This is a genomic window from Streptomyces sp. NBC_00872, from assembly GCF_045161915.1.
Classification (GTDB): Bacteria; Actinomycetota; Actinomycetes; order Streptomycetales; family Streptomycetaceae; genus Streptomyces.
Map to the genome: position 1 here is coordinate 6796510 of NZ_CP108806.1, position 23514 is coordinate 6820023.

General features: G+C 71.2%; 16 protein-coding genes. 11 read left to right on the forward strand and 5 right to left on the reverse strand.

Going from position 1 to position 23514, the window contains the following annotated elements:
• Window positions 1–21 precede the first annotated feature (21 nt).
• A complete protein-coding gene (gene polA, locus OG214_RS29040) occupies window positions 22–2730 on the forward strand; it encodes a DNA polymerase I (protein WP_363084482.1) in 2709 nt (902 codons plus the stop codon).
• Window positions 2731–3100: 370 nt separating this feature from the next.
• The gene (locus OG214_RS29045) at window positions 3101–4777 is read left to right on the forward strand and encodes a lytic murein transglycosylase (protein WP_405986395.1); all 1677 of its coding nucleotides are present in this window, start codon (window positions 3101–3103) and stop codon (window positions 4775–4777) included.
• A gap of 111 nt (window positions 4778–4888) precedes the next feature.
• Here the strand turns inward: OG214_RS29045 and OG214_RS29050 are convergent, their stop codons facing one another.
• Window positions 4889–7612, reverse strand: coding sequence for an ATP-dependent RNA helicase (locus OG214_RS29050; protein ID WP_405986396.1), 2724 nt, complete (start codon window positions 7610–7612; stop codon window positions 4889–4891).
• A gap of 90 nt (window positions 7613–7702) precedes the next feature.
• Entirely contained in the window at window positions 7703–8572 is an 870-nt protein-coding gene (locus OG214_RS29055) for a class I SAM-dependent methyltransferase (protein WP_382859433.1), read from the reverse strand.
• 354 nt (window positions 8573–8926) lie between these two features.
• On the opposite strand from OG214_RS29055, the gene rpsA reads away from it, so the two are divergent.
• On the forward strand, window positions 8927–10432 hold the full coding sequence (gene rpsA / locus OG214_RS29060; RefSeq protein ID WP_363080120.1) for a 30S ribosomal protein S1: 1506 nt from the start codon (window positions 8927–8929) through the stop codon (window positions 10430–10432).
• Window positions 10433–10584: 152 nt separating this feature from the next.
• Here the strand turns inward: rpsA and OG214_RS29065 are convergent, their stop codons facing one another.
• On the reverse strand, window positions 10585–11568 hold the full coding sequence (locus OG214_RS29065; protein ID WP_405986397.1) for a sheath polysaccharide-degrading enzyme: 984 nt from the start codon (window positions 11566–11568) through the stop codon (window positions 10585–10587).
• Window positions 11569–11983: 415 nt separating this feature from the next.
• Here OG214_RS29065 and OG214_RS29070 point away from each other — a divergent pair, with 415 nt between their 5' ends.
• The 4 genes from OG214_RS29070 to OG214_RS29085 all read left to right on the forward strand — a co-directional run bounded on the left by OG214_RS29070 (window position 11984) and on the right by OG214_RS29085 (window position 15963).
• The gene (locus OG214_RS29070) at window positions 11984–13507 is read left to right on the forward strand and encodes a flavin monoamine oxidase family protein (RefSeq protein ID WP_405987648.1); all 1524 of its coding nucleotides are present in this window, start codon (window positions 11984–11986) and stop codon (window positions 13505–13507) included.
• Window positions 13508–13754: 247 nt separating this feature from the next.
• On the forward strand, window positions 13755–14702 hold the full coding sequence (locus tag OG214_RS29075) for a PAC2 family protein (protein ID WP_363080118.1): 948 nt from the start codon (window positions 13755–13757) through the stop codon (window positions 14700–14702).
• Between the two features lie 166 nt (window positions 14703–14868).
• Window positions 14869–15474, forward strand: coding sequence for a dephospho-CoA kinase (gene coaE, locus OG214_RS29080; protein ID WP_405986398.1), 606 nt, complete (start codon window positions 14869–14871; stop codon window positions 15472–15474).
• 84 nt (window positions 15475–15558) lie between these two features.
• Window positions 15559–15963: a tetratricopeptide repeat protein gene (locus OG214_RS29085; protein ID WP_363080116.1), complete on the forward strand. Its 405-nt coding sequence runs from the start codon at window positions 15559–15561 to the stop codon at window positions 15961–15963.
• 103 nt (window positions 15964–16066) lie between these two features.
• Here the strand turns inward: OG214_RS29085 and OG214_RS29090 are convergent, their stop codons facing one another.
• Window positions 16067–16441, reverse strand: a complete 375-nt coding sequence (locus tag OG214_RS29090; RefSeq protein WP_405986399.1) for a DUF6343 family protein — start codon at window positions 16439–16441, stop codon at window positions 16067–16069.
• 154 nt (window positions 16442–16595) lie between these two features.
• On the opposite strand from OG214_RS29090, the gene OG214_RS29095 reads away from it, so the two are divergent.
• Window positions 16596–17300, forward strand: coding sequence for a class I SAM-dependent methyltransferase (locus OG214_RS29095; protein ID WP_405986400.1), 705 nt, complete (start codon window positions 16596–16598; stop codon window positions 17298–17300).
• A 17-nt stretch (window positions 17301–17317) separates the two neighbouring features.
• Here the strand turns inward: OG214_RS29095 and OG214_RS29100 are convergent, their stop codons facing one another.
• The gene (locus OG214_RS29100; RefSeq protein WP_363080113.1) at window positions 17318–17662 is read right to left on the reverse strand and encodes a hypothetical protein; all 345 of its coding nucleotides are present in this window, start codon (window positions 17660–17662) and stop codon (window positions 17318–17320) included.
• Window positions 17663–17954: 292 nt separating this feature from the next.
• On the opposite strand from OG214_RS29100, the gene OG214_RS29105 reads away from it, so the two are divergent.
• The 3 genes from OG214_RS29105 (at window position 17955) to OG214_RS29115 (ending at window position 23512) form a co-directional block, all read left to right on the forward strand.
• The gene (locus OG214_RS29105) at window positions 17955–19010 is read left to right on the forward strand and encodes an SPFH domain-containing protein (RefSeq protein WP_405986401.1); all 1056 of its coding nucleotides are present in this window, start codon (window positions 17955–17957) and stop codon (window positions 19008–19010) included.
• Between the two features lie 144 nt (window positions 19011–19154).
• The gene (locus OG214_RS29110) at window positions 19155–22142 is read left to right on the forward strand and encodes a DEAD/DEAH box helicase (protein ID WP_405986402.1); all 2988 of its coding nucleotides are present in this window, start codon (window positions 19155–19157) and stop codon (window positions 22140–22142) included.
• Entirely contained in the window at window positions 22139–23512 is a 1374-nt protein-coding gene (locus OG214_RS29115) for an SWIM zinc finger family protein (RefSeq protein ID WP_363080109.1), read from the forward strand. The genes OG214_RS29110 and OG214_RS29115 overlap by 4 nt, the downstream gene beginning before the upstream one ends.
• Window positions 23513–23514 lie beyond the last annotated feature (2 nt).

The following is a 23514-nucleotide window of genomic DNA, read 5'->3' on the forward strand; positions in this document are numbered from 1 at the left end:
CGACGTGGCAGGATCGGGTCTGTGGCTGAGACAGCATCGAAGAAGACCGCAGACAACCGTCCACGCCTGCTCCTCATGGACGGGCACTCCCTGGCGTACCGAGCCTTCTTCGCGCTGCCCGCGGAGAATTTCACGACCGCGACCGGTCAGCCGACCAATGCCATCTACGGCTTCGCGTCCATGCTGGCCAACACCTTGCGTGATGAATCGCCCACGCATTTCGCGGTCGCCTTCGACGTCTCCCGCAAGACATGGCGCTCCGAGGAGTTCCCGGAGTACAAGGCGAACCGCTCGAAGACACCCGACGAGTTCAAGGGGCAGGTCGAGCTGATCGGCGAGTTGCTGGACGCGATGGGCGCGGACCGGTTCGCGGTCGACGGCTTCGAGGCGGACGACGTGATCGCCACGCTCGCCACCCAGGCCGAGGCCGCGGGCTTCGAGGTGCTGATCGTCACCGGCGACCGGGACTCGTTCCAGCTGATCAGCGAGCACACGACGGTGCTGTATCCGACCAAGGGCGTCTCCGAGCTGACCCGCTTCACCCCGGAGAAGGTCCAGGAGAAGTACGGACTCACCCCCGCCCAGTATCCGGACTTCGCGGCCCTGCGCGGCGACCCGTCGGACAATCTGCCCGGTATCCCGGGCGTCGGTGAGAAGACCGCGGCGAAGTGGATCAACCAGTTCGGCTCCTTCGACGAACTGGCCACGCGCGCCGACGAGATCAAGGGCAAGGCCGGACAGAACTTCCGCGACCATCTGGAGTCGGTCAAGCTCAACCGCCGGCTCACGGAGATGGTGCGCGATGTCGAGCTGCCGAAGGGCCCCGAGGAGCTGAAGCGCGCGCCGTACGACCTCGCGGCCGTGAAGCGGGTGCTGGACGTGCTGGAGATCCGTAACCCGAGTCTGCGCGAGCGGCTGTTCGCGGTGGACCCCGGCGCCGCCGAGCACGAGGCCCCGGCCCCCGCCGCAGGTGTGGAGCTGGACGGCACGGTGCTGGGACCGGGCGAGCTGGCGCCCTGGCTGGCCGAGCACGGCGGAGAGCCGCTCGGGGTCGCCACGGTCGACACATGGGCGCTGGGCGCGGGGAGTGTCGGCGAGATCGCGCTCGCCGCGGCCGGCGGCGCGGCGGCGTGGTTCGACCCGGCCGAGCTGGACGAGGCCGACGAGCGGGCCTTCGCGGGGTGGCTCGGTGACGCGGCCCGGCCGAAGGTCATGCACAACGCGAAGGGCGGGATGCGGGTGGCGCCCGAGCACGGCTGGCGGGTCGACGGCGTCACGATGGACACCGCCCTGGCCGCCTATCTGGTCAAGCCGGGCCGCCGTTCGTTCGCGCTGGACGCCCTCGCCATCGAGTATCTGGGCCGTGAGCTGGCCCCGGCCGCCGAGGACGGGCAGCTCGCCTTCGGCACCGACGAGCAGGCCGAGGCCGACGCGCTGATGACCCAGGCGCGCGCCGTCCTCGATCTGGGCGACGCGTTCGCGGAGCGGCTCGGTGAGGTCGGCGCGACCGAGCTGCTCGACGAGGTGGAGCTGCCCACCTCCGAGTTGCTGGCCCGGATGGAGCGGTATGGCATCGCCGCCGACCGGGCGCATCTGGAGGCCATGGAGCAGCAGTTCGCGGGCGCGGTGCAGCAGGCCGTGAAGGAGGCGCACGCCGCGGTCGGCCATGAGTTCAATCTCGGCTCGCCCAAGCAGCTCCAGGAAGTCCTCTTCGGCGAGCTGGGCCTGCCCAGGACGAAGAAGACCAAGACCGGTTATACGACGGACGCCGACGCACTGGCCTGGCTCGCCGCCCAGACAGAGCACGAGCTGCCGGTGATCATGCTGCGCCACCGGGAGCAGGCGAAGCTGCGGGTCACGGTCGAGGGCCTGATCAAGTCGATCGCGGCGGACGGCCGTATCCACACCACCTTCAACCAGACGGTGGCGGCGACGGGCCGGCTCTCCTCCACCGACCCCAACCTCCAGAACATCCCGGTCCGCACGGACGAGGGCCGGGCCATCCGGCGCGGCTTCGTCGTCGGCGAGGGATACGAGTCGCTGATGACGGCCGACTACAGCCAGATCGAGCTGCGCGTCATGGCGCATCTCTCCGAGGACGCCGGGCTCATCGAGGCGTTCACCTCCGGCGAGGATCTGCACACCACCGTCGCCTCCCAGGTGTTCGGCGTGGAGAAGTCCGCCGTCGACCCCGAGATGCGCCGCAAGATCAAGGCGATGTCGTACGGACTGGCCTACGGGCTCTCGGCGTTCGGTCTCTCCCAGCAGCTCGGTATCGAGGCGGCCGAGGCGCGCGGGCTGATGGACACGTTCTTCGAGCGCTTCGGGGGCGTGCGGGACTATCTGCACCGCGCGGTCGTGGAGGCCAGGGCCACGGGATACACGGAGACGATGCTCGGCCGCCGCCGCTATCTCCCGGACCTCAACAGCGACAACCGCCAGCGCCGGGAGATGGCCGAGCGGATGGCGCTCAACGCCCCGATCCAGGGCACCGCGGCGGACATCGTCAAGGTCGCCATGCTCAAGGTCGACCGGGCGCTGACCGAAGCCGCCCTGGAGTCGCGGATGCTCCTCCAGGTGCACGACGAAATCGTGCTGGAGATCGCCGCGGGCGAGCGCGAGCGGGTGGAGGAGCTGCTGCGCCGCGAAATGTCGAGCGCGGTCGAGCTGCGCGCGCCCCTGGATGTCTCGGTGGGCGTCGGCACGGACTGGGAGTCGGCCGCGCACTGACCGGCGGAGCACCGGCGTGATGACCGGATGTCCGGTGGAGGACGACGACCGGCCGACCGGTGGAGAACAGAGAGCGCGTGCGGTGACCGGCGCTTTGATCGGTGCGGTCCTGAGTCCCTTGCGGGTGCCTCGGGGCCGCACCGGCCCTTTCCCCGGGGCGCCTGAAGTGCCCGGGTGCCGGGGGCCTGGCCACCGGGGCAGCCGGGCAGGATCCTTCGTACCGGCCCGGAGGGCACTTGGGGGTCCCGGAGGTGGCGAACTGGTGAATACCGGTCACGCACCGGTGTGCTGGGGCCTGGAGTTGACGTAGTGTCGCCTGAGTCCACGCGCGGGGAGCGCGAACAGACGTGCACCGGGAGGGACCAGACGTATGGCAGCGCTATTCGGCCGCCGACTGCGTAAAGGAGCCATGACGACGGCGGTGGCCGCGGCGGCGATCGCCGCCCTCTCCGCTTCTCAGGCACCCGGCGCGATCCCCACGGACATGGACTCGGACACCGGCGGCAACGCCCAGGCGGCCGACGCGACACCGCCCCCCGGTACACCGGTCACCGGTAACTCCCCGTACTACACCGAGCTTCCGCCGCTCACGACACCGGACAAACCGATCGCCTCGATAGATCTGCCGGCCACGGGTCCGGCGGAAGCGGGCATTCCGGCCACGGTCCTGGCCGCGTACCGGCAGGCGGAGCAGGCTCTCGCGGAGAGCAGGCCCGGCTGCAATCTGCCCTGGCAACTGCTCGCCGCCATAGGCAAGGTGGAGTCGGGCCAGGCACGCGGTGGCCGGGTCGACGACCAGGGCACCACGCTCTCCCCGATCCTCGGCCCGGTGCTCAACGGTGTGGGATTCGCCAATATCAGCGACACCGACAACGGCCAGTACGACGGCGACACGACACATGACCGCGCGGTCGGCCCGATGCAGTTCATCCCGTCCACCTGGGCCACCTGGGGCCAGGACGGCAACGGCGACGGACAGAAGGACCCCAACAACATCTACGACGCCGCGCTGGCCGCGGGGCAGTACCTGTGCGCCGGGAACCGCGACCTCTCGGTCGAGGCGGATCTGCACAAGGCGATCCTCGGCTACAACCACTCGCAGGAGTATCTGAACACGGTCCTGACCTGGTTCGCGTACTACAAGAACGGTACGCACGAGGTCCCGGACGGCACCGGCGTACTGCCCGAAGGCTCCGGTCCGGCCGACCCCGGCACTTCGCCCAGCCCGAACCCCACCCCGCCGGCCACCAGCCCCAAACCGCCGAAGGAGACCGGTTCGCCGACCCCGCCGTCCGGCGGCCCGAGCACCCCGAAGCCGCCCAAGCCGGGCGACGCGGACCCGACCACACCGCCCGCCCCGAAGCCCGTCGTCGAGCGCCTGGAGAAGACGGTCACGGGGACGCTGACCGCCGTGGCCGGCGGAGCGTTCACGGAGCGTGCCGGGGTACGGGCGGAGGACGCGACGGGCAAGCCCGTCGCCGGGGTGCCCGTACGGTTCGAGATCACCGGCACCACGGACGCCCGCTTCAGCGGCGGCGCCTCCGTGGTGAGCGTCACCACGGGCAAGGACGGCCTGGCCGGCGCGCCGGTGCTCCAGGCGGGCGAGCAGACCGGCGAGTTCAGGGTCCGGGCCACGGTCGTCGGCAAGGATGTCGCGGCCGTCGAGTACGCCGCGAGCGTCACGGCCCGGCAGACGGACACGCTCGCCAGCGAGCAGAAGGCGCTGACGGCCGCGCCCGGCGCGGACTTCGCCGAGACGGTCGAGGTCAAGGCCACGTCCGGCGGTGTCGCCGTGGCGGGTGTCGGGGTGACCGCCACGGTGATCACCTCCGCGGACGATGCCACGACGCCGGCCGCCGGTCCGTACTTCAAGGACGAGGCGGACAACCCGCTGCGGAGTCTGAACGGCGTCACGGACGCCAATGGTGTTCTCCAGCTCCCGAAGATCTACACGGACGACACCACGGGCACCTTCGTGCTCCGTCTCGTGACCGAGAACGGCGTGACGCTCGACATCACCCTGACGGTCGCCGCGCCGCCCGTCTGACGGCTGGGGCCCACGGCCCCGAGGGCTCCCGCCCGCCCGTTCGCGTGCCACCCGTCGACGCCCGCCGCCCCCTGTCCGCCCGGACGGGGACGGCGGGCGTCGACGCCGTTCTCAGCGCCGGTTGTTCGTACGGCGCGTGGCCACCGCCGCCGAGGGGTCCTCGGGCCAGGGATGGCGGGGGTAGCGGCCACGGAGCTCGGCACGTACCGCGCGGTAGCCGTCCCGCCAGAAGGACGCCAGGTCCGCCGTGACCGCCGCGGGCCGGCCCGCCGGGGAGAGCAGATGGACCAGAACGGGCACGCCCGCGACCGCCGGGGTCTCGCCCAGGCCGAACAACTCCTGGAGCTTGACCGCCAGTACGGGCTGCGGACCGCCGTACTCGACCCGTACCCGTGAGCCGCTGGGCACCTCGATACGTTCCGGAGCCAGTTCGTCCAGCCGTGCCGCGTCGCCGGTAGCCCAGGGCAGCACCCGCCGCAGCGCCTGGCCCGCGTCGATCCGTTCCAGATCGGAGCGGCGGCGGGCGCGCGACAACTCGGGCTCCAGCCACTCCTCCGTACGGGACAGCAGGGCGGTGTCCGAGACATCCGGCCAGGGCTCGCCCAACTCCCGGTGCAGAAAGGCCAGTCGCTCGCGCAGCCCGTGAGCGTCCCGCGTCCAGCGCAGCAGTCCGAGCCCGTGCCGGGCCAGACCGTCCAGCAGGGCGGTCCGTACGAGACCGGGGTCGGGCCTCTTCAGGGGCCGTACGGCCAGCTCCACGGCGCCGAGCCGCTCCACCCGCCGGGCGACCACATCACCGTCCTCCCAGCGCACCTCCTCGCCCGCCACCCGCAGATGCCCGGCGGCCGTCCCCGCGATGTCCTCGTCGATGACGGCGGCGAGTCGTACCCGCGCGGACGCGGAGTGCGCGGGGCGGTCCGCGACGGCCACCGCCAGCCACTCCGCGCTCCGCAGTCCGGACCCCTGACCCAGCTCGGCGCCGGTGCCGGAGGCCATCAGGAAGGCCCCCTCACCGCGCCCCCGGGCCACCCGCTCGGGAAAGGCGAGCGCGGTGACGAGCCCGGCGGCGACATCGTCGCTCCCCGCACCGGGGCCCGAGCCGGCACCGGACACCGGCCCCGCGCCAGCACCCGGGCCCGAGCCGGCACCCGGGCCCGTCCCTGACCCGGGGCCCGAGCCTGGCCCCGCGCCGGACCTGGACAGCGGCCCCGAGCCGGACCTGGACGCCGTTCCCGCGACGGACCCGTGGGCCGGCTCCGTGGCCGCGCCCGAGTCCCGCCGAGTACCCGGCGCCGGAGCCGGGCCCGGTCCTTCGCCGCCCGCCGCCGATGTCAGACGGCGTACCTCCTGGCGCCAGCGTGCCGCGTATCCGTCACCGCCCCTGCGCGCCGTGCGCCACGCCGCCGCCAGATCGTCCCCGTACTCCCGGGGCGGTTCCTCGCTCAGCAGTGCCACCACCTCCGCCGCCCGCCGCGCGCCCACCTCGGCGGCCCCGTCCAGCAGGGCGCGGGCCAGCCGGGGGTGCAGACCGAGGCGCGACATCCGTACGCCCCGGCCGGTCGGCCGCCCGGCCCCGTCCACCGCGCCGATCGCGCTCAGCACGGAACGCGCGGCGGCCAGCGCCCCGGCCGGCGGCGGGTCCAGCAGTGCGAGACCCGCCGCCGAGGGGTCGCCCCAGCACGCCGCCTGGAGCGCGAAGGCCGTCAGATCCGCCACCTTGATCTCGGGGGAGGGGAAGCGGGTGAGCCGTGTGTCCTCGGCCTCGCTCCAGCAGCGGTAGACCGTGCCGGGCGCCTCGCGTCCGGCACGTCCGGCCCGCTGCGCGGCGCCCGCCTGGGACACCCGTACGGTCGTGAGCGCGCTCAGCCCCCGCGCGTGGTCGGTACGGGGCTCCCGCGCCAGCCCCGCGTCCACGACGATCCGTACCCCGGGAACGGTCAGACTCGACTCGGCGACGGCGGTGGCCAGCACGATCCGGCGGCGGGCCGGGGAGCCCGGGGAATCCGGGGAACCGGCCAGGACCGCGTCCTGCACCGCCGCCGGTGCCCGCCCGTGCACCTGAAGTACCTCCGCGCCCAGCTCCCCCAACTGCCCCGCGACCCGGCCGATCTCCCCCACACCCGGCAGGAAGCAGAGCAGATCGCCGTCCCGCTCGGCCAGGGCCCGCCGTACCACCGAGGCCACATGCGTCAGCAGCGCCGGATCGACCCGCATCCCGTGCGGCGGTCTCACCGGCGACCCCGGCGGCGCCCACACCACCTCCACCGGATACGACACGTCCCGCGCGGTGACCACCGGCGCGTCCCCCAGCAGCCGCGCCCACCCGGCCGCGTCCGTCGTCGCCGAGGCCGCCACCAGCCGCAGTCCGGGCCGGAGGGCGGCCCGTACGTCCAGCAGGAACGCCGCCACCGTGTCCGCGTCGAGATGCCGTTCATGGCACTCGTCGAGGATCACCGCGTCGACCCCCGCCAGCTCCGGGTCCCGCTGGAGCCGCTGGAGGAGGACCCCGGTGGTCACCACTTCCACCACCGTCGCGCGCCCTACCGCACGCTCCCCGCGCACGGTGAAGCCCACGCGCTCCCCGGCCCGTTCCCCGAGCAGCCAGGCCATCCGGCGGGCCGCCGCGCGCGCCGCGATCCGCCGTGGCTCGGCGACGACCACCCGTCGTACGGGACCGTCGCCGAGCAGCCCGGCCAGCGCCAGCGGCACGAGCGTCGTCTTACCGGTGCCCGGGGGCGCGCACAGCACCGCGCAGCCGTGGCCGTCGAGTGCCCGTTCCAGCGCGGGAAGGGCGGTGTGTACGGGCAGGCTGCCGAGGAGGTCGTCGCGGATCACCCGCTCAGTGTCGTACGGAAACGGCCCCGCGGTGCGGCGGGTGCCGTGCCGGGACCGCGGCCCGGTCCCGTAGGCCTCGGTCCTATGTCTTCAGTCCCGTTCGCAGACGAAGATCGCCGTCCCCGGGATCAGACTCCCGCGCAGCGGGGACCAGCCGCCCCACTCCTGGGTGTTCCAGGCCGGCCACTCCGGCTCCACCAGATCGACCAGCCGGAAGCCGCCCGCCACCACGTCCCGTACCCGGTCGCCGAGCGTGCGGTGGTGCTCCACATAGACCGCGTGCCCCCGCTCGTCCTGCTCCACATAGGGCGTGCGGTCGAAGTACGAGGCCGACACCGACAGGCCCTCGGGCCCCGGCTCGTCGGGGAACGCCCAGCGGATCGGGTGCGTGACGGAGAAGACCCACCGCCCGCCCGGCCGCAGGACACGCCGTATCTCGTGGAAGACCCTCACCGGATCGGCGACGAAGGGCATCGCGCCATAGGCGGAGCAGGCCAGGTCGAAGGAGCCGTCCCGGAAGGGCAGCGTCCCCGCGTCGGCCTGCACCAGCGGGAACGTCAGGGAACGGCCGTCGGCGATACGCAGCGCGTGCTGGAGCTGCCGGTGCGAGAGATCCAGCGCCACCGGGCGCGCGCCCTGCCCCGCCAGCCAGCGCGAACACTGGGCGGCTCCCGCGCCGATCTCCAGGACGTCCAGTCCCCGCAGGGACTCCGGCGGGCCCAGCAGTCCGGCCTCCACCTCGTCCAGGCCCTCGGGGCCCCAGACGAAACGGTCGTCGCCGAGGAAGGTGCCGTGCTCGGTCTGGTAGTCGTCCGCGTTCCGGTCCCACCAGCCGCGGTTGGCCCGGCTGCTCTCCGTGGGGCCGCTGTCGCGGCGGGTCGCCTCGGGATCCCGCGTCGCCTGCTGGTCCGGCGTCGCCTCGGGTTCCGGTGCCGCTTCGGGCTCATGCTCTTGGATCATCGTGTCCGTCGTCGTAGTGTGCTGGAAGGAGCGGTGATGGGCGGCCTCGGACGGGTGTTCTGGCCTCATCAAACGCGAATTGTGCCGGGTATGAGAGGTTCCGCCCCGGGTGTGCGCCTTCGCGCATTGACCGTGCCCGGCTGCCCCCGTATGCTAAAGGTTGCGCTGCGGGCCTGCGCGCCTCAGACGTAGCAGCCGCGCTCGCACTTGTATGAAAGTCTCCTCGGTTGTCGAGGCGCTCACCCTTTGTCCGGGGGCGGCGCTTCCTTGGCTGTCCGGCTTGTACAGGGGCGATACGGGTTCACGGCGTGGCAGTACCTACGACTCACTGTCCGTACCGGAGCCCTTTCCCACATGACGAGCAGCACCGAGACCACCGCCACCACCCCGCAGGTTGCGGTCAACGACATCGGTAACGAGGAAGCCTTCCTCGCCGCGATCGACGAGACGATCAAGTACTTCAACGACGGCGACATCGTCGACGGCGTCATCGTGAAGGTCGACCGGGACGAGGTCCTGCTCGACATCGGTTACAAGACCGAAGGCGTCATTCCCTCCCGCGAACTTTCGATCAAGCACGACGTCGACCCCAACGAGGTCGTCGCCGTGGGCGATGAGATCGAGGCCCTGGTTCTCCAGAAGGAGGACAAGGAAGGCCGTCTCATCCTGTCCAAGAAGCGTGCTCAGTACGAGCGCGCCTGGGGCACGATCGAGAAGATCAAGGAAGAGGACGGCATCGTCACCGGTACGGTCATCGAGGTGGTCAAGGGTGGTCTCATCCTCGACATCGGCCTCCGTGGCTTCCTGCCGGCCTCCCTCGTCGAGATGCGCCGCGTCCGCGACCTCCAGCCCTATGTGGGCAAGGAGCTCGAGGCCAAGATCATCGAGCTGGACAAGAACCGCAACAATGTGGTCCTGTCCCGCCGTGCCTGGCTGGAGCAGACCCAGAGCGAGGTCCGTCAGACCTTCCTCACGACCCTCCAGAAGGGCCAGGTCCGCTCCGGCGTCGTCTCCTCGATCGTCAACTTCGGTGCGTTCGTGGACCTCGGCGGGGTCGACGGTCTGGTGCACGTCTCCGAGCTGTCCTGGAAGCACATCGACCACCCCTCCGAGGTTGTCGAGGTCGGTCAGGAAGTCACCGTCGAGGTTCTCGACGTGGACATGGACCGCGAGCGTGTCTCCCTCTCGCTCAAGGCGACGCAGGAAGACCCGTGGCAGCAGTTCGCCCGGACCCACCAGATCGGTCAGGTCGTCCCGGGTAAGGTCACCAAGCTCGTTCCGTTCGGTGCGTTCGTCCGCGTCGACGAGGGCATCGAGGGTCTGGTGCACATCTCCGAGCTGGCCGAGCGCCACGTGGAGATCCCGGAGCAGGTCGTCCAGGTCAACGACGAGATCTTCGTCAAGGTCATTGACATCGACCTGGAGCGCCGCCGCATCAGCCTCTCGCTGAAGCAGGCCAACGAGTCCTTCGGCAGCGACCCGGCCTCGGTCGAGTTCGACCCGACGCTCTACGGCATGGCCGCGTCCTACGACGACCAGGGCAACTACATCTACCCCGAGGGCTTCGACCCCGAGACCAACGACTGGCTCGAGGGCTTCGAGACCCAGCGCGAGGCGTGGGAAGGCCAGTACGCCGAGGCGCAGACGCGCTTCGAGCAGCACCAGGCCCAGGTCATCAAGTCCCGCGAGGCCGACGAGGCCGCCGCTGCCGAGGGTGCTGCCGCTCCCGCCGGCGGTGGCAGTGCTCCTGTCGCCTCGGGTGGCTCGTACTCCTCGGAGTCCGCGGACAACTCCGGCGCCCTGGCGTCGGACGAGGCCCTGGCGGCCCTGCGCGAGAAGCTGGCGGGCGGCCAGAGCTGACGCTCCGGTCTCCGGTTCGGCTGCTCCCGCCTCCGGCTCCGGTCGGTAGCGTGAGTATCCGGTAGCTGAATGTGGTAAGGCCCGCTCCCCTCGGGGGGCGGGCCTTACGCGTGTCCGGGGCCGGACGGGGGCCGGACGGGAGCCGGACGAGGTCAGGGGGTGACCGAGATATTGGTCAGGCCCTTGCCGCCGGTCACGGTGTTGCTGCTGTAGACGGTCGTGCGGCAGCTCGAATCGCTGTTGGTGACATTGACGGCGAGCTGGTTGGCGCCGGCCGAGCCGCGGAGGTCCGACTTGTTGGAGCGGAAGACGGTGCCGCAGCCCCAGCCGCTCTGCTGGGTGTGGGTCTCGTAGCCGTTGTTGGTGGTGTTCTTGCCGGTGTTGCCCTCGACGAGGACGTTGTTGCCCTTTACATCGACCCAGGAGTCGTCGTAGTTGGCGCCGGTGAGGCCGTTGCCGTCGAAGGTGTTGCCGATGACACGCGCGCCGGTGGTGCCTTCCTTGATGTCGACGTTTTCGCCGCCGACGTCGGGGCCGATGATGTTGTTGAGTATCTGCGCGTTGTCGCTGCGGTCGGAGAGTGAGTTGGCGGTGCCGACATACACACCCTCACCCATGCCCCGGCCGTCGTTGCCGGTGTCGTAGATCCGCGAGTTCCTGAGGATGCCGTTGCTGCTGGACTGACGGAAGTGCACGCCCTCCATGTCCAGGTTGTGCACGGTCACGGAGTCGATCACGACGCCGTTGGCCGCGTCCGCGACGATGCCCTTCTGGGCGTCGGTGAGGGTGATGCCCTTGACGGTCCAGTACGCCGCGCCGTTGAGATGGAGGGCGTAGCCCCCGCCTCCGGTGGTGAGGACCGCGCCGGACGAACCGGTCAGCGTGATCCGCGATCCGGAGGTGCCGGGCGTGGTCGCCTTGAAGTTGCCCTTGTACGTGCCGTTGGCGAGCTGGATGGTGTCGCCGGGGCGGGCCGCGGTGAGGGCCGCCTTGAGTTCGGCCGCGGTGGTCACCTGTATGACCGCGGCGGTTCCGGCGGCTCCGGCCGGCGAGGCGAGCAGGGACAGCCCTCCGGTGGCGAGCAGTCCGGCCAGCAGGGCGGGGACCAGGGCGGGGAACGGTGTTCGGGTGCGCATGTGGGGTGCCTTCCCGTTGAGTCCGAGTGGTGCCGAGGCAGGCCAGTCACTCCCGTAGCGTACTTATACGTGAACGCTGGCCGGGTTTCTGAACTCTTGCTGTTCCGTGACGGTAGGGACGCGCTCTGGGCGTGTCAAGGTCCAGACCAATATCCAGGTCCAGACCAATAGAAGTGTGCACGGAAGTGCCCGCGGCTCCGCCGGTGGGGTGCTGAGTGAGGTGGTGAGCGGAGGGCAACGCGTGGGATACACACGCATCTGACGAGCCGTAACAAGCCGTTGCCAGGATCCCGGCACATCTGAACAGCCGGAAGGGGTAACGGACATGAGTCACGCGCCGAACACCATGACGGGCACGGGCACCACCCGCCGCGGATTTCTGCGGCAGGTGGGCATCTCCGGGGGAGCGGGGGCGATGCTCGCCACCATGGGGGCCCTGGGTCTCGCCCCCACCGCCGAGGCCGCGAGCCGCGAACCCGTCTTCCGCGCGCCCCGGAAGAGCGACTTCACCCTCACGGGCCGGGGCGCGGCCGGAGTCGTCATCGTCGGCGGCGGCATAGCCGGGCTGACCGCCGCCTATGAACTGGGCAAAGCGGGATACGACTGTACGGTCCTGGAGGCCCGGGACCGCACCGGCGGGCGCAACTTCACCGTGCGCGGCGGGGATTCGAACCTCGATCTGTACGGCAACCGCCAGACGGCGCGGTTCAGCGACGGCCAGTATCTGAACGCGGGACCCGCCCGTATCCCGCAGTGGATGGTCACCATGGACTACTGCCGTGAACTGGGCGTTCCCGTCGAGGTGTTCACCAACTCCAACGCCAACGCGTACATCTACAACGAGAAGGCGGGCATGACCGCCCCCGTGCGCTTTCGCACCGCCAAGGCGGACATGTACGGCTATGTCTCCGAACTGCTCGCCAAGGCGGCCGGAAAGGGCGCGCTGGACGGGGAGATCACCGCCGAGGACCAGGAGCGGCTGCTCGAATTCCTCAGAAGCTTCGGGGACATCGGTTCCCGGCTCACCTACACCGGCAGCGAGCGCCGCGGCTACAGCGTGGACCCGGGGGCGGCCGGAACCCCGGGCGTCGAACTGGGCCCGGTGCCCTCGGCGTCCGAGGTCTTCTCCAGCGGGGTCGGGCGCTACTTCTCGTTCGAATTCGGCTACGACCAGGCGATGCTGATGTTCCAGCCCGTCGGCGGTATGGACCGGATACCGGCGGCACTGACCCGGGCGATAGGCGGGCACCGGATCAGAACCGGCGCGGCCGTGGAGAAGATCACGGACACGGCGCACGGCGTGACCGTCACCTACCGTGCGGACGGGCGTGTCCGCACCATCCACGCGGACTACTGCGTCGCCGCGCTGCCGCCCAACATCCTCGCCAAGACCGCGCACAATCTCGGTCCCGCCGTACAGACGGCCCTGGAGGCCTGCCGGCCGTCGTCGGCCGGCAAGATCGGGCTCGAATACCGCAGCCGCTGGTGGGAGAGCGATCACCGGATCTACGGCGGCATCACGGAGACCGATCTCGATCTGGCCCATATCTGGTATCCGTCCTACGGGCATCACGGCCGGCGCGGTCTGATCGTCGGGTACTACAACACGGGCGCGTCGGCCGACTCGTACGCCCAGCTCACACCGCGCGAGCGCGAGGCGCGCGCCGTGGCGCAGGGCGTGAAGATCCATGGCGAGAAGTACCGCAGCGAACTCGCCTCGTCCTTCTCCCACCACTGGCGGCAGACCCCCTATCTGGAGGCGTCCTGGCACTCCCTGTCCGGCGGGCCCGACGCGCCCGTCTTCGACCCGCTCAACAAGCCCACCGGGCATGTCTACTTCGCCGGCGACCATCTCTCGTACGCCGACGCCTGGCAGCACGGTGCCTTCACCTCCGCCCGCAAGACGGTCACGGCGCTGCACGCACGCGTTCTCGCCTGACACCGGACGCCTGACACCGGACGCCTGACGCAGGACGGCTGACTCCTGACGTCCGGGGGCCGGCTCCGGACCTCCCCGGAGCCGGCCCCCGGCGCCGGGGGCGCGTTCGGGGCGCCGTCGGAGGACGGGGCGCGAGCGGATGATCCGGGGGCGCGCTTCATGACCGCGGGTTTGTGACATGGGGCGTGGGGAATGCCTGCGCCCCATGACGTGTTCTTCGTTACGAACACGAGGAGGAGCGGTAATCGTGCTTGATCCGCAGGGTTTGTACGAATGGGAGCCCAAGGGCCTGGCCGTCGTCGATGTGGCGCTGGCACAGGAGTCGGCGGGCCTGGTCATGCTGTACCACTTCGACGGCTATATCGACGCGGGTGAGACCGGCGACCAGATCGTCGAGAACCTGCTGGAGTCGCTGCCGCACCAGGTGGTGGCCCGATTCGACCACGACAGGCTGGTCGACTACCGCGCCCGGCGTCCGCTGCTGACCTTCCGGCGCGACCGCTGGACGGCCTTTGAGACGCCGACGCTCGACGTACGGCTCGTACAGGACGCGACCGGTGCGCCGTTCCTGCTGCTCTCCGGGCCCGAGCCCGATGTGGAGTGGGAGCGTTTCGCGCTCGCCGTACAGCAGATCGTGGACCGCCTCGGCGTGCGTCTGTCCGTCAACTTCCACGGGATCCCGATGGGCGTTCCGCACACCCGCCCCGTCGGTATCACCCCGCACGGCAACCGCACCGACCTCATGCCGGGGCATCGCAACGCCTTCGACGAGGCCCAGGTGCCCGGCAGCGCCGAGTCGCTCGTCGAGTACCGGCTGATGGAGTCCGACCACGATGTCCTCGGTGTCGCGGCGCACGTACCGCACTATGTGGCCAGGTCCTCGTACCCCGACGCGGCGCTGACCGCGCTGGAGGCGATCACCGCGGCGACCGGGCTGGTGCTGCCGAGCATCGCGCACTCCCTCCGTACGGAGGCGCAGCGCACCCAGACCGAGATCGAGCGGCAGCTCGGCGAGGGCGACGAGGAACTCGTCTCGATGGTCCAGGGACTTGAGCACCAGTACGACGCCATCGCGGGCGCCGAGACCCGCGGCAATCTGGTCGCCGAGCCGGCGGAGCTGCCGTCCGCCGACGAGATCGGCCGGGAATTCGAGAAGTTCCTCGCGGAGCGGGAGGGCGAGGGCGGCGGAGCCTGACCGTCCTGACGAGTTCCGTGGGCGGGGTCGCCCGCCCGTCCTGGCGATTTCCGCGCTTCCGCTCGTGAGTGTTCACGGCCGTACGGTGTCCAGCAGCCGCTGGAGCCGTGCGGCCGCTCGGTGTACCGGCGGACGGGACCGTGACGACACGCCCTAGGCTGAGCGCATGCTGAGATTGGGACTCACGGGTGGGATCGGCGCGGGCAAGAGCGAAGTCTCCCGTCTGCTGACCGGTTACGGAGCGGTGGTGATCGATTCCGACCGGATCGCACGCGAGGTCGTAGAGCCGGGGACGCCGGGTCTGGCGGCGGTGGTCGCGGAGTTCGGTCCCGAGGTGCTCACCGCGGACGGGCGTCTGGACCGCCCCGGCCTCGGCGCGATCGTCTTCGCCGACCAGGACCGTCTGCGCGCGCTGAACGCGATCGTTCATCCGCTGGTCCGTGCCCGCTCGGCGGAACTGGAGAGCGAGGCCGGGCCGGACGCGATCGTGGTGCACGATGTGCCTCTGCTGGTCGAGAACGGCATGGCCGGGCTCTTCGACCTGGTCGTCGTGGTCGACGCCTCGCCGGAGACACAGCTCGACCGGCTCGTACGGCAGCGGGGGATGGCGGAGTCCGAGGCGCGCGACCGGATGGCCGCGCAGGCGACCCGTGAGGAGCGCCGCGCGGTCGCGGATGTCGTCATCGACAACGACGGACCGCTGGAACGGCTGGAACCGCGGGTTCGCGAGGTGTGGAAGGAACTGACCGAGCGCGCGGCGGCCGACCGCTGACCGACGCGACGGGGTGCCGAACAGCGACCGACGCGCTGGCGTTGAAAGCGCGCAGCCAGGAGCAGCCAGGAAAGGATGCGAACCGTGCCCGAGAGCCCGGAGACCCACATCATCGACTATCGCGCGGCCGAGCAACTCCTGGCCGCACGGGATCCACGGGGAGCCGTGAAGCTGCTCGACTCGGTGATCGCCGCCCACCCGGAGAACACGGCGGCCCGGCTGCTGCGCGCCCGCGCGTTCTTCGCGGCGGCGCAGCTGCGCCCTGCCGAACTCGAATTCGAGCTGGTGCTGGAGCGTGAGCCGGACAACGCGTTCGCGCACTTCGCGCTGGCCCGGACGTTCCAGCGCTCGGGCCGGCCCGAGCCGGCGAAACGGCACTTCCGGCTGGCGGCGGCGCTCGATCCCAAGCCGGAGTATGTGAAGGCCGCGCAGTTCGATTCCGACAGCCGTGGCGGCGCCGAGGGGGACATGCCGTCGTCGGACGGCTGACTCGTACGGGGCCGCACCGCACCGCACCGGGCCGTAGCCATCAGCCCGCGCGGCGCCGATCTGGCCGTTCGCGGCAGGCGGTCACCGGTGGGTCACGGGTGGGTCATGGTCTGTGCCGCCCGTACCAGCCGTGTCCCGGGCCGTCGTCATGCCGGCCCTTGTCGGGAACCCGGTGCCGGGCGCGGCCGCCGTCGGGACCGTAGTCCCCGGGCCGGCGCTCGCGCTCGTGGTCGGGCTCGTACGGAGGGATGTCCCTCCCGGGCTGGTAGTGCGGCCCCTGCCGGATGTGGCGCACCACCAGGACCAGGTCCGTGGCGACGATCACGAAGAGCACCCCGCACGCGACGGCCCATCCCGTCCGCCCGGCGACCGCGAGAAGGCTGGTCCCGAGGGCGGTCCAGATCAGGCCCCATATGCTCAGCCAGAGCCGCATACGCAGCGGACTGCGCGCGGTGGTCGGTTCACTTCCGGTGCGCATGGCTCTCGCACCTCCCACCCCGTGTGTACCCGCGGACGCGGACTCCGACCCGGCCCGGGGGCGGGCGATGTCGAAGATGTCTTGTCCTCGCCAGGGGGCGAAACCGGGGGAACCGGCGCGGGGGGCCGCTCGTTCCGGGGGCATGAGCTTATCGATGGGGCAGGGACAACCGCGTCAGGGATATCGCCAGGGACATCAGGGCACCGGCCCGGGGGCCATCACTCCGGACGGGTGCGCCGTCGATCTGTACTCCCGTCTCTCCGCCCGCACCGAGCCCGAGGTGATCGCGGCAGCCGTGCCCGCGGGCGCCTCGGTGCTGGAACTGGGCTGTGGAGCGGGCCGGGTGACCCATCCGCTGCTGGAGCGCGGCTTCGCCGTCACGGCCGTGGACGAGTCCGCCGAGATGCTGGAGCGCATACGTGGCGCCCGTACGGTACAGAGCCCGATCGAGTCGCTGGAGCTGGACGAGACATTCGATGTGGTGATGCTCGCGTCGTATCTGGTGCACGTGGGTGAGCACCGCGTACGGGACGGTCTGCTGCGCACCTGCCGCAGACATGTCGCCGACGACGGCTGCGTACTGATCCAGCGCGAGGGGCTCGACTGGCACACCGTGGTCCCCAGGGAGCGGGTGGATCCGGCCGGTTGCACGGTACGGATCGTGTCCTCCGACCCCGTCGGGGACGGAGTGAACTCCGTACTCGCCGAGTATGTCTTCCCGGACGTCCGCTGGACGCAGACGTTCCGGTCGCGCCCGCTGACGAAGGAGGCCTTCGAGGGATATCTCGACGCGGCGGGACTGGTGGTCGACAGCTATCTGACGGACGACGGGACATGGGTGCGGGCCGTGCCCAGGTAGCCCCTCGACCAGCCCGGTCAGTGGACGATCGTGTAGCTGTGCCAGGGGCCGGAGCCGGGGGCGATCACATCCGACAGTGTGGTGGCGATATACGTCGTGTGATCACCGGTGCAGTTCGCCGACCGGTACATCATGAGATCGACGAGCGTACGGTTCGTGAGCTCGACCGCTCCGGGGGATGTCAGCCGGTGGCAGCCCCTGACCAGGGGGTTGGACACCTGGACCTCGTGGTGCTGTTCCGTCTTGTAGGCGATGGTGCCCCTTGCGTTCTGGCCGAGGCCGGAGCAGCCCGCGAGGAAGACGGACAGGAACAGTGCCCCGGCGGCGGTGCCGAGGCGGCGCCGGTGATCTGTCACGGACATGGGCGGTCCTGGTCGGCTCGTCGGTGGTCGGCTCGGAGAAGCCCGGTGCTGGTCACACTGCCGGATCCGGCGTCCCACGGCACGAGGTGCGCGGCCGGCCGGGGTAGCGGCCGCGCTGTGGTGTCCCGCTACTGGCCGCCTGCCCGCCTTGGCTCCCCGCCCGCGCTACTGGCTACTGGCTACTGGCTTGCGCTACTGGCCCGTAGAACCCTGTACCCGCTTCTCGACCGCCGGGTCATACAGGGCATACCGTGGGTATTAGCACCTCGCTCCGGCGTCAGGGGGACCCGTCATGGTCCAGGAACTGGTTGTAGCGGTCATAGCGGCGATATGTGCCCTCGGGTTGTACGGGATATCCGCCGCGCGGGTCATCAAGCAGTACGAGCGAGGCGTGGTCCTGCGGCTCGGCCAGCTCCGCGAGGGTGTGCGAGGGCCCGGATTCACGATGATCGTCCCGTTTGTGGACAGGCTGCACAAAGTCAATATGCAGATCGTGACGATGCCCGTGCCCGCACAGGACGGCATCACACGGGACAACGTCACCGTCCGCGTGGACGCGGTGATCTACTTCAAGGTCGTGGACGCGGCCGACGCGGTGATCCGGGTCGAGGACTACCGGTTCGCGGTCTCACAGATGGCGCAGACATCGCTGCGGTCGATCATCGGAAAGAGCGATCTGGACGATCTGCTGTCCAATCGCGAAAGGCTGAACCAGGGTCTGGAACTGATGATCGACAGCCCGGCGATCGGCTGGGGCGTACAGATCGACCGGGTTGAGATCAAGGATGTGTCCCTCCCGGAGACGATGAAGCGGTCGATGGCGCGCCAGGCGGAGGCGGACCGTGAGCGCCGCGCGCGGGTGATCAACGCGGACGCGGAGCTACAGGCGTCGAAGAAGCTCGCGGAAGCGGCCAAGCAGATGTCCGAACAGCCCGCCGCGCTCCAGCTGCGGCTGCTCCAGACCGTGGTGGCGGTCGCCGCCGAGAAGAACTCGACACTTGTGCTGCCCTTCCCGGTCGAGCTGCTGCGTTTCCTTGAGCGGGCCACGCCGGCCGAGGCGGCGCAGGCCGTGAGGGCCGTCTCGGGGGCCCCGGTGCCGTCCGCGGTTCCGTCCGCTTCGGGAGGAGCGCGGACGGAACCGCGGACCTCGTCCGAGGCCGCGGAGCGCTCCGAGGCGTCCGAGGCGCTGGCCCCGGCGACACCGCTCGGTGAGGCCCCCGTAGGCGAGGCCCCCGTAGGTGAGGCCGCGATGGGCGAGGCGGCGATCGATGAGGACGCGATCGATGAGGCGCCGCCGCCCCGGGCCGCGCCGCGTCAGAAGCCCGTGCCGACCCAGCCGCGCGTCTGATTCGCTACCCCGCTGAGCTGCGAAAACGCCGTTCTTGGACCCGTTGTCAGACCCCCCGCCTAGACTCGCAGAGGTAATCGGATCTTGCGCGGGAAGGAGTCGGCGGCTGTGGCGCAATTCGTTCATTCCTCGGCGGAACCGGCCATGCCTTCCGTCCTGTCCACGACCATGACCGCCGGGCTCACGCGCTGTGCGGCCGTTTTCCTGCCCGCGGGACTGCCGCGCGAGGGGCGGGTGGCCTTCTGGGCTCCGGAGGGCGCACTGCCCGTCGCGGCGGAGCACGACGGTCCGACGGACAGCACGACGGTGGACAGCACGACGGTGGACGGCGCGGAGGAGCTGACCGTCGTACGGAGTCATGGGGACGGAGCCGTCCGCGCGAGCTCCGTTCCCGCCGTGCTGCTGCCCGTCGTGGACGCCGTTCCGCTGCTCGTCCGCGCCCGGCGCGACAAGGCGGCACATCCGGCAGCCGCCTGCTGGGGCGCCGCCGCGCTCCACGCGCTCCAGCTCGCCGCGCGCGGCAGACTGCTGCCCGGTCTCACCGCGTCCGACCACGACGCCTGGCGGGCGGGCCCGCTCGACGCCGACGACATCGCGCAGTTGCGGGCCATCGCGGCGGCCATGCCCCCCGAGGCGCACGCCGTACCGCTTCCGGGGCCGGGTCCGCTGCGACTGCCCGATCCGGAAGCCCTGGTGCGGGCGTTCCTCGACGCCGTGGCCGACTCCCTGCCCCGTACCCCGGCCGCGGCGTTCGCGGCGGGAGCGCCGTTCGCGGCCCGAGCGGCCCAGCACCTGCCGAGCGCCCGCACCTGGGCGGCGGAGGCGGCGGCCGGTATGGACGCGGGGGTGCGGGTCTCGCTGCGGCTGGATCTTTCCGCGTTCGACCTGTTCGATCAGGAGGGCGCCGGCGCGGACACCGGGACGGACCCGGGCTCCGGCACGGACATGGGCACGCGCACGGGTTCCGATTCGGATGCCCCTGCCGGCGCCGGGCAGGACGATGTCGTACGGCGGGCGGGGACCGCACTCGTCCAGGTCCACAGCCTGGCCGACCCGACCCTGGTCATCGACGCGGCCGGACTCTGGGCGGGCGCGGGCGACGAGAGCTTCGGTCCGCGCGCCAGGATCGACGCGATGCTCGCCCTCCGCCGTGCCGCGCGCGTATGGACCCCCCTCGCCCGGCTGCTGGAGCGCGATGTCCCGGACGCGCTGGCAGTCTCCGAGGACGAGCTGTACGACCTGCTCGGCCCCGGGGCCGCCCGTCTCGCGGCGGCGGGCGTCGCCCTCCACTGGCCAAGGGAGCTGGCCCGTACGCTCACGGCAGCCGCGGTCGTGCGCCCCGCGCCCGGTTCGGCCACGGACGGCACACCGTTCTTCGACAGTGAGGAACTGCTCAAGTTCAACTGGCAGTTGGCGCTCAACGGCGATCCGCTCACCGAGGCGGAGATGGACGCGCTCGCCGAGTCGCACCGCCCGATCGTGCGGCTGCGGGACCAGTGGGTGGTGGTCGACCCCGCGCTCGTCCGCAAGGCGCGCAAACGGGAGCTGGGCCTGCTGGAGCCGGTCGACGCGCTCGCCGTCGCCCTCACCGGTACCGCCGAGGTGGACGGCGAGACGGTGGACGCCGTGCCGACGGGCGCGCTGGCGGCCCTGCGCGACCGGCTCACCGGAGACCATGGCACCGTTCCCCAGCCACCGGCCCTCGCCGCCACGCTCCGCGACTACCAGCTACGCGGTCTCGCCTGGCTGGACCTGATGACCTCGCTCGGCCTCGGCGGCTGCCTGGCGGACGACATGGGTCTCGGCAAGACGGTCACCGTCATCGCGCTGCATCTCCACCGGGCCCGTACGGCTCCCACGCTGGTCGTCTGCCCCGCCTCACTCCTCGGCAACTGGCAGCGCGAGATCACCCGCTTCGCGCCCGGGGTTCCGGTGCACCGCTTCCACGGCGCGGGGCGCACCCTGGACGATGTGGCGGGCGGCTTCGTACTCACCACCTACGGCACGATGCGCGGCAGTGCCGACGCACTGGCCGCGCACACCTGGGGGATGGTCGTCGCCGACGAGGCCCAGCATGTCAAGAACCCCTTCTCGTCCACCGCCAAGGCGCTCCGTACGATTCCGTCGCCCGCCAGGGTCGCGCTGACCGGCACCCCCGTCGAGAACAATCTCTCCGAGCTGTGGGCGCTGCTCGACTGGACCACTCCCGGTCTGCTCGGCCCGCTCAAGGCGTTCCGGTCGCGCCACGCCAGAATCGTCGAGAACGCGGAGAACGCGAAGAGCGCCGGCGTCAAGGACGTGGAGAACGCGGACGCGGTGGAGCGTCTGTCCCGGCTCGTACGGCCCTTCCTGCTGCGCAGAAAGAAGTCCGACCCCGGCATCGTGCCCGAGCTGCCGCCCAAGACGGAGAGCGATCACCCCGTCGCCCTCACCCGGGAACAGGCCTCGCTCTACGAAGCGGTCGTCCGCGAGACGATGGCGGCCATCGAGGAGGCGGAGGGCATCGCACGCAGAGGTCTCGTGATGAAGCTGCTCACCGCGCTCAAACAGATCTGCAACCACCCCGCGCAGTATCTGAAGGAGGACGCGGCCCGGCTGACCGGCCGCTCCGGCAAGCTCGCTCTTCTCGACGAGCTGCTGGACACGATCCTCACGGAGGACGGCTCGGTGCTGGTCTTCACCCAGTACGTCTCGATGGCACGGCTGCTCTCCGCCCATCTCGCCTCCCGGGCCGTACCGTCCCAGCTTCTCCACGGCGGTACTCCCGTGGCGGAGCGCGAGCACATGGTGGACCGGTTCCAGTCCGGCGAGGTCCCGGTCTTCATCCTCTCGCTCAAGGCCGCGGGCACGGGGCTCAATCTCACCAGGGCCGGCCATGTCGTCCACTTCGACCGCTGGTGGAACCCGGCCGTGGAGGAGCAGGCTACGGACCGCGCGTACCGTATCGGCCAGACCCAGCCCGTCCAGGTCCACCGGCTGATCGCGGAGGGCACGGTCGAGGACCGGATCGCGGAGATGCTGATGTCCAAGCGGGCGCTGGCCGACGCGGTCCTCGGCTCGGGCGAGTCGGCCCTGACCGAGCTGACCGACCGTGAACTGGCCGATCTGGTGTCGCTGAGGAGGCTGCCATGACGGCTCCCCACGCCTCGGACCCTCCGTATGCCCCGGGCACCCGGCACACCCCGGACGCGTCGGACACCACCGGTGGCACGCGTACATCCAGGACCTCACGCGGCGGACGGGCCGGCGGCAAAGGCCGCGCGGCGCGTGCCCCGCGCCATGACGACCTGCGCCGTACGTTCCCGGCCCTGCCGCCCAGGCCCGGGGCCGCGCGCGACTTCGCCGCGACCTGGTGGGGGAACGCCTGGGTGGAGTCCATGGAGGACACCGCGCTGGACGCGGCACGTCTTCAGCGCGGCCGTGCCTACGCGGGCCGGGGCCTCGTCGACGCGATCACCGTCACCCCCGGGCGGGTCACGGCCTATGTGCACGGGACCAGGCCCCGGCCGTACCGTACGGAGATCCGGCTCCGGGTGCTCGACGAGGCCGACTGGGAGGAGCTCCTCGACGCCGCGGCGGCCCGCCCCGACCACATCGCGGCCCTCCTGGACAAGGAGATGCCCCATGCTCTCGCCGCGTCGGCCGACCTCCTGCCGTCGGCGGGCGATCTCACCCCCGACTGCTCCTGCCCGGACGACGGTTATCCGTGCAAGCACGCCGCCGCTCTCTGCTACCAGACCGCGAGGCTCCTCGACCAGGACCCCTTCGTCCTCTTTCTGATGCGCGGCCGCGGGGAGAGCGAAGTCCTCGCCGATCTGACCCGCCGCAACGCCACCCGTTCCGCCGCCGAGCGGACCTCGGCCGCACCGGCCATGCCCACGGTCCCGGCCGAAGCCGCCCTTCGCCCGCGGTCGCTCCCGGCGCTGCCGCCACCGTTCCCCGTGCCCGTGGTGCCCGGCCGGCCGCCGGTCTATCCGCAGGTGCCCGGCGCGCCCGATCCGCTGGCGCTCGATCTCCTCGCCACCGAGGCGGCGGTCCGCGCGCACACGTTCCTCACCACAGGGCTCGACCCGGTCGGTGCCCTCACCCCCTGGCAGGACGCGGTACGTCTGGCCGCCGCCCATCCCGGTTCCGGGCTCACCGCCTCCTCCCGCGCCCTCTACCGCGATCTGGCCGGGGCACTGGACCGTACCCCCACCGATCTGGCCCGCGCGGTGGCCGCCTGGCACCAGGGCGGCCTCGCGGGACTGGCCGTACTGGAAGAGCCCTGGGACCCGCCGGCGGGTCCGTTCGACCGGGCCCGGCCCGCTCTCGCCGCCGCCGACTTCCCGCACTTCCGGCCCTGGCGCAACCAGCTCTCCACCCCGTCCCTCCAACTACGCTTCGGCCGCGACGGCCTCTGGTACGGATACGAGTCGGACCGCGACCGCGAGGACTGGTGGCCGCGCGGCACCCCCGACACGGATCCGGTCGGCGCGCTGACCGCCCTGCTTGGCAGGTGACA

Bases quoted from the DNA above. Each gene is read 5' to 3' on its own strand.
- OG214_RS29095 (WP_405986400.1), top strand. From the start codon at position 16,596: ATGGGGCAGGGACAACCGCGTCAGGGATATCGCCAGGGACATCAGGGC.
- OG214_RS29105 (WP_405986401.1), top strand. From the start codon at position 17,955: ATGGTCCAGGAACTGGTTGTAGCGGTCATAGCGGCGATATGTGCCCTC.
- rpsA (WP_363080120.1), top strand. From the start codon at position 8,927: ATGACGAGCAGCACCGAGACCACCGCCACCACCCCGCAGGTTGCGGTC.
- OG214_RS29090 (WP_405986399.1), bottom strand. From the start codon at position 16,441: ATGCGCACCGGAAGTGAACCGACCACCGCGCGCAGTCCGCTGCGTATG.
- OG214_RS29115 (WP_363080109.1), top strand. From the start codon at position 22,139: ATGACGGCTCCCCACGCCTCGGACCCTCCGTATGCCCCGGGCACCCGG.
- OG214_RS29055 (WP_382859433.1), bottom strand. From the start codon at position 8,572: ATGATCCAAGAGCATGAGCCCGAAGCGGCACCGGAACCCGAGGCGACG.
- OG214_RS29100 (WP_363080113.1), bottom strand. From the start codon at position 17,662: ATGTCCGTGACAGATCACCGGCGCCGCCTCGGCACCGCCGCCGGGGCA.
- OG214_RS29065 (WP_405986397.1), bottom strand. From the start codon at position 11,568: ATGCGCACCCGAACACCGTTCCCCGCCCTGGTCCCCGCCCTGCTGGCC.
- OG214_RS29045 (WP_405986395.1), top strand. From the start codon at position 3,101: ATGGCAGCGCTATTCGGCCGCCGACTGCGTAAAGGAGCCATGACGACG.
- OG214_RS29110 (WP_405986402.1), top strand. From the start codon at position 19,155: ATGCCTTCCGTCCTGTCCACGACCATGACCGCCGGGCTCACGCGCTGT.
- OG214_RS29070 (WP_405987648.1), top strand. From the start codon at position 11,984: ATGCTCGCCACCATGGGGGCCCTGGGTCTCGCCCCCACCGCCGAGGCC.
- coaE (WP_405986398.1), top strand. From the start codon at position 14,869: ATGCTGAGATTGGGACTCACGGGTGGGATCGGCGCGGGCAAGAGCGAA.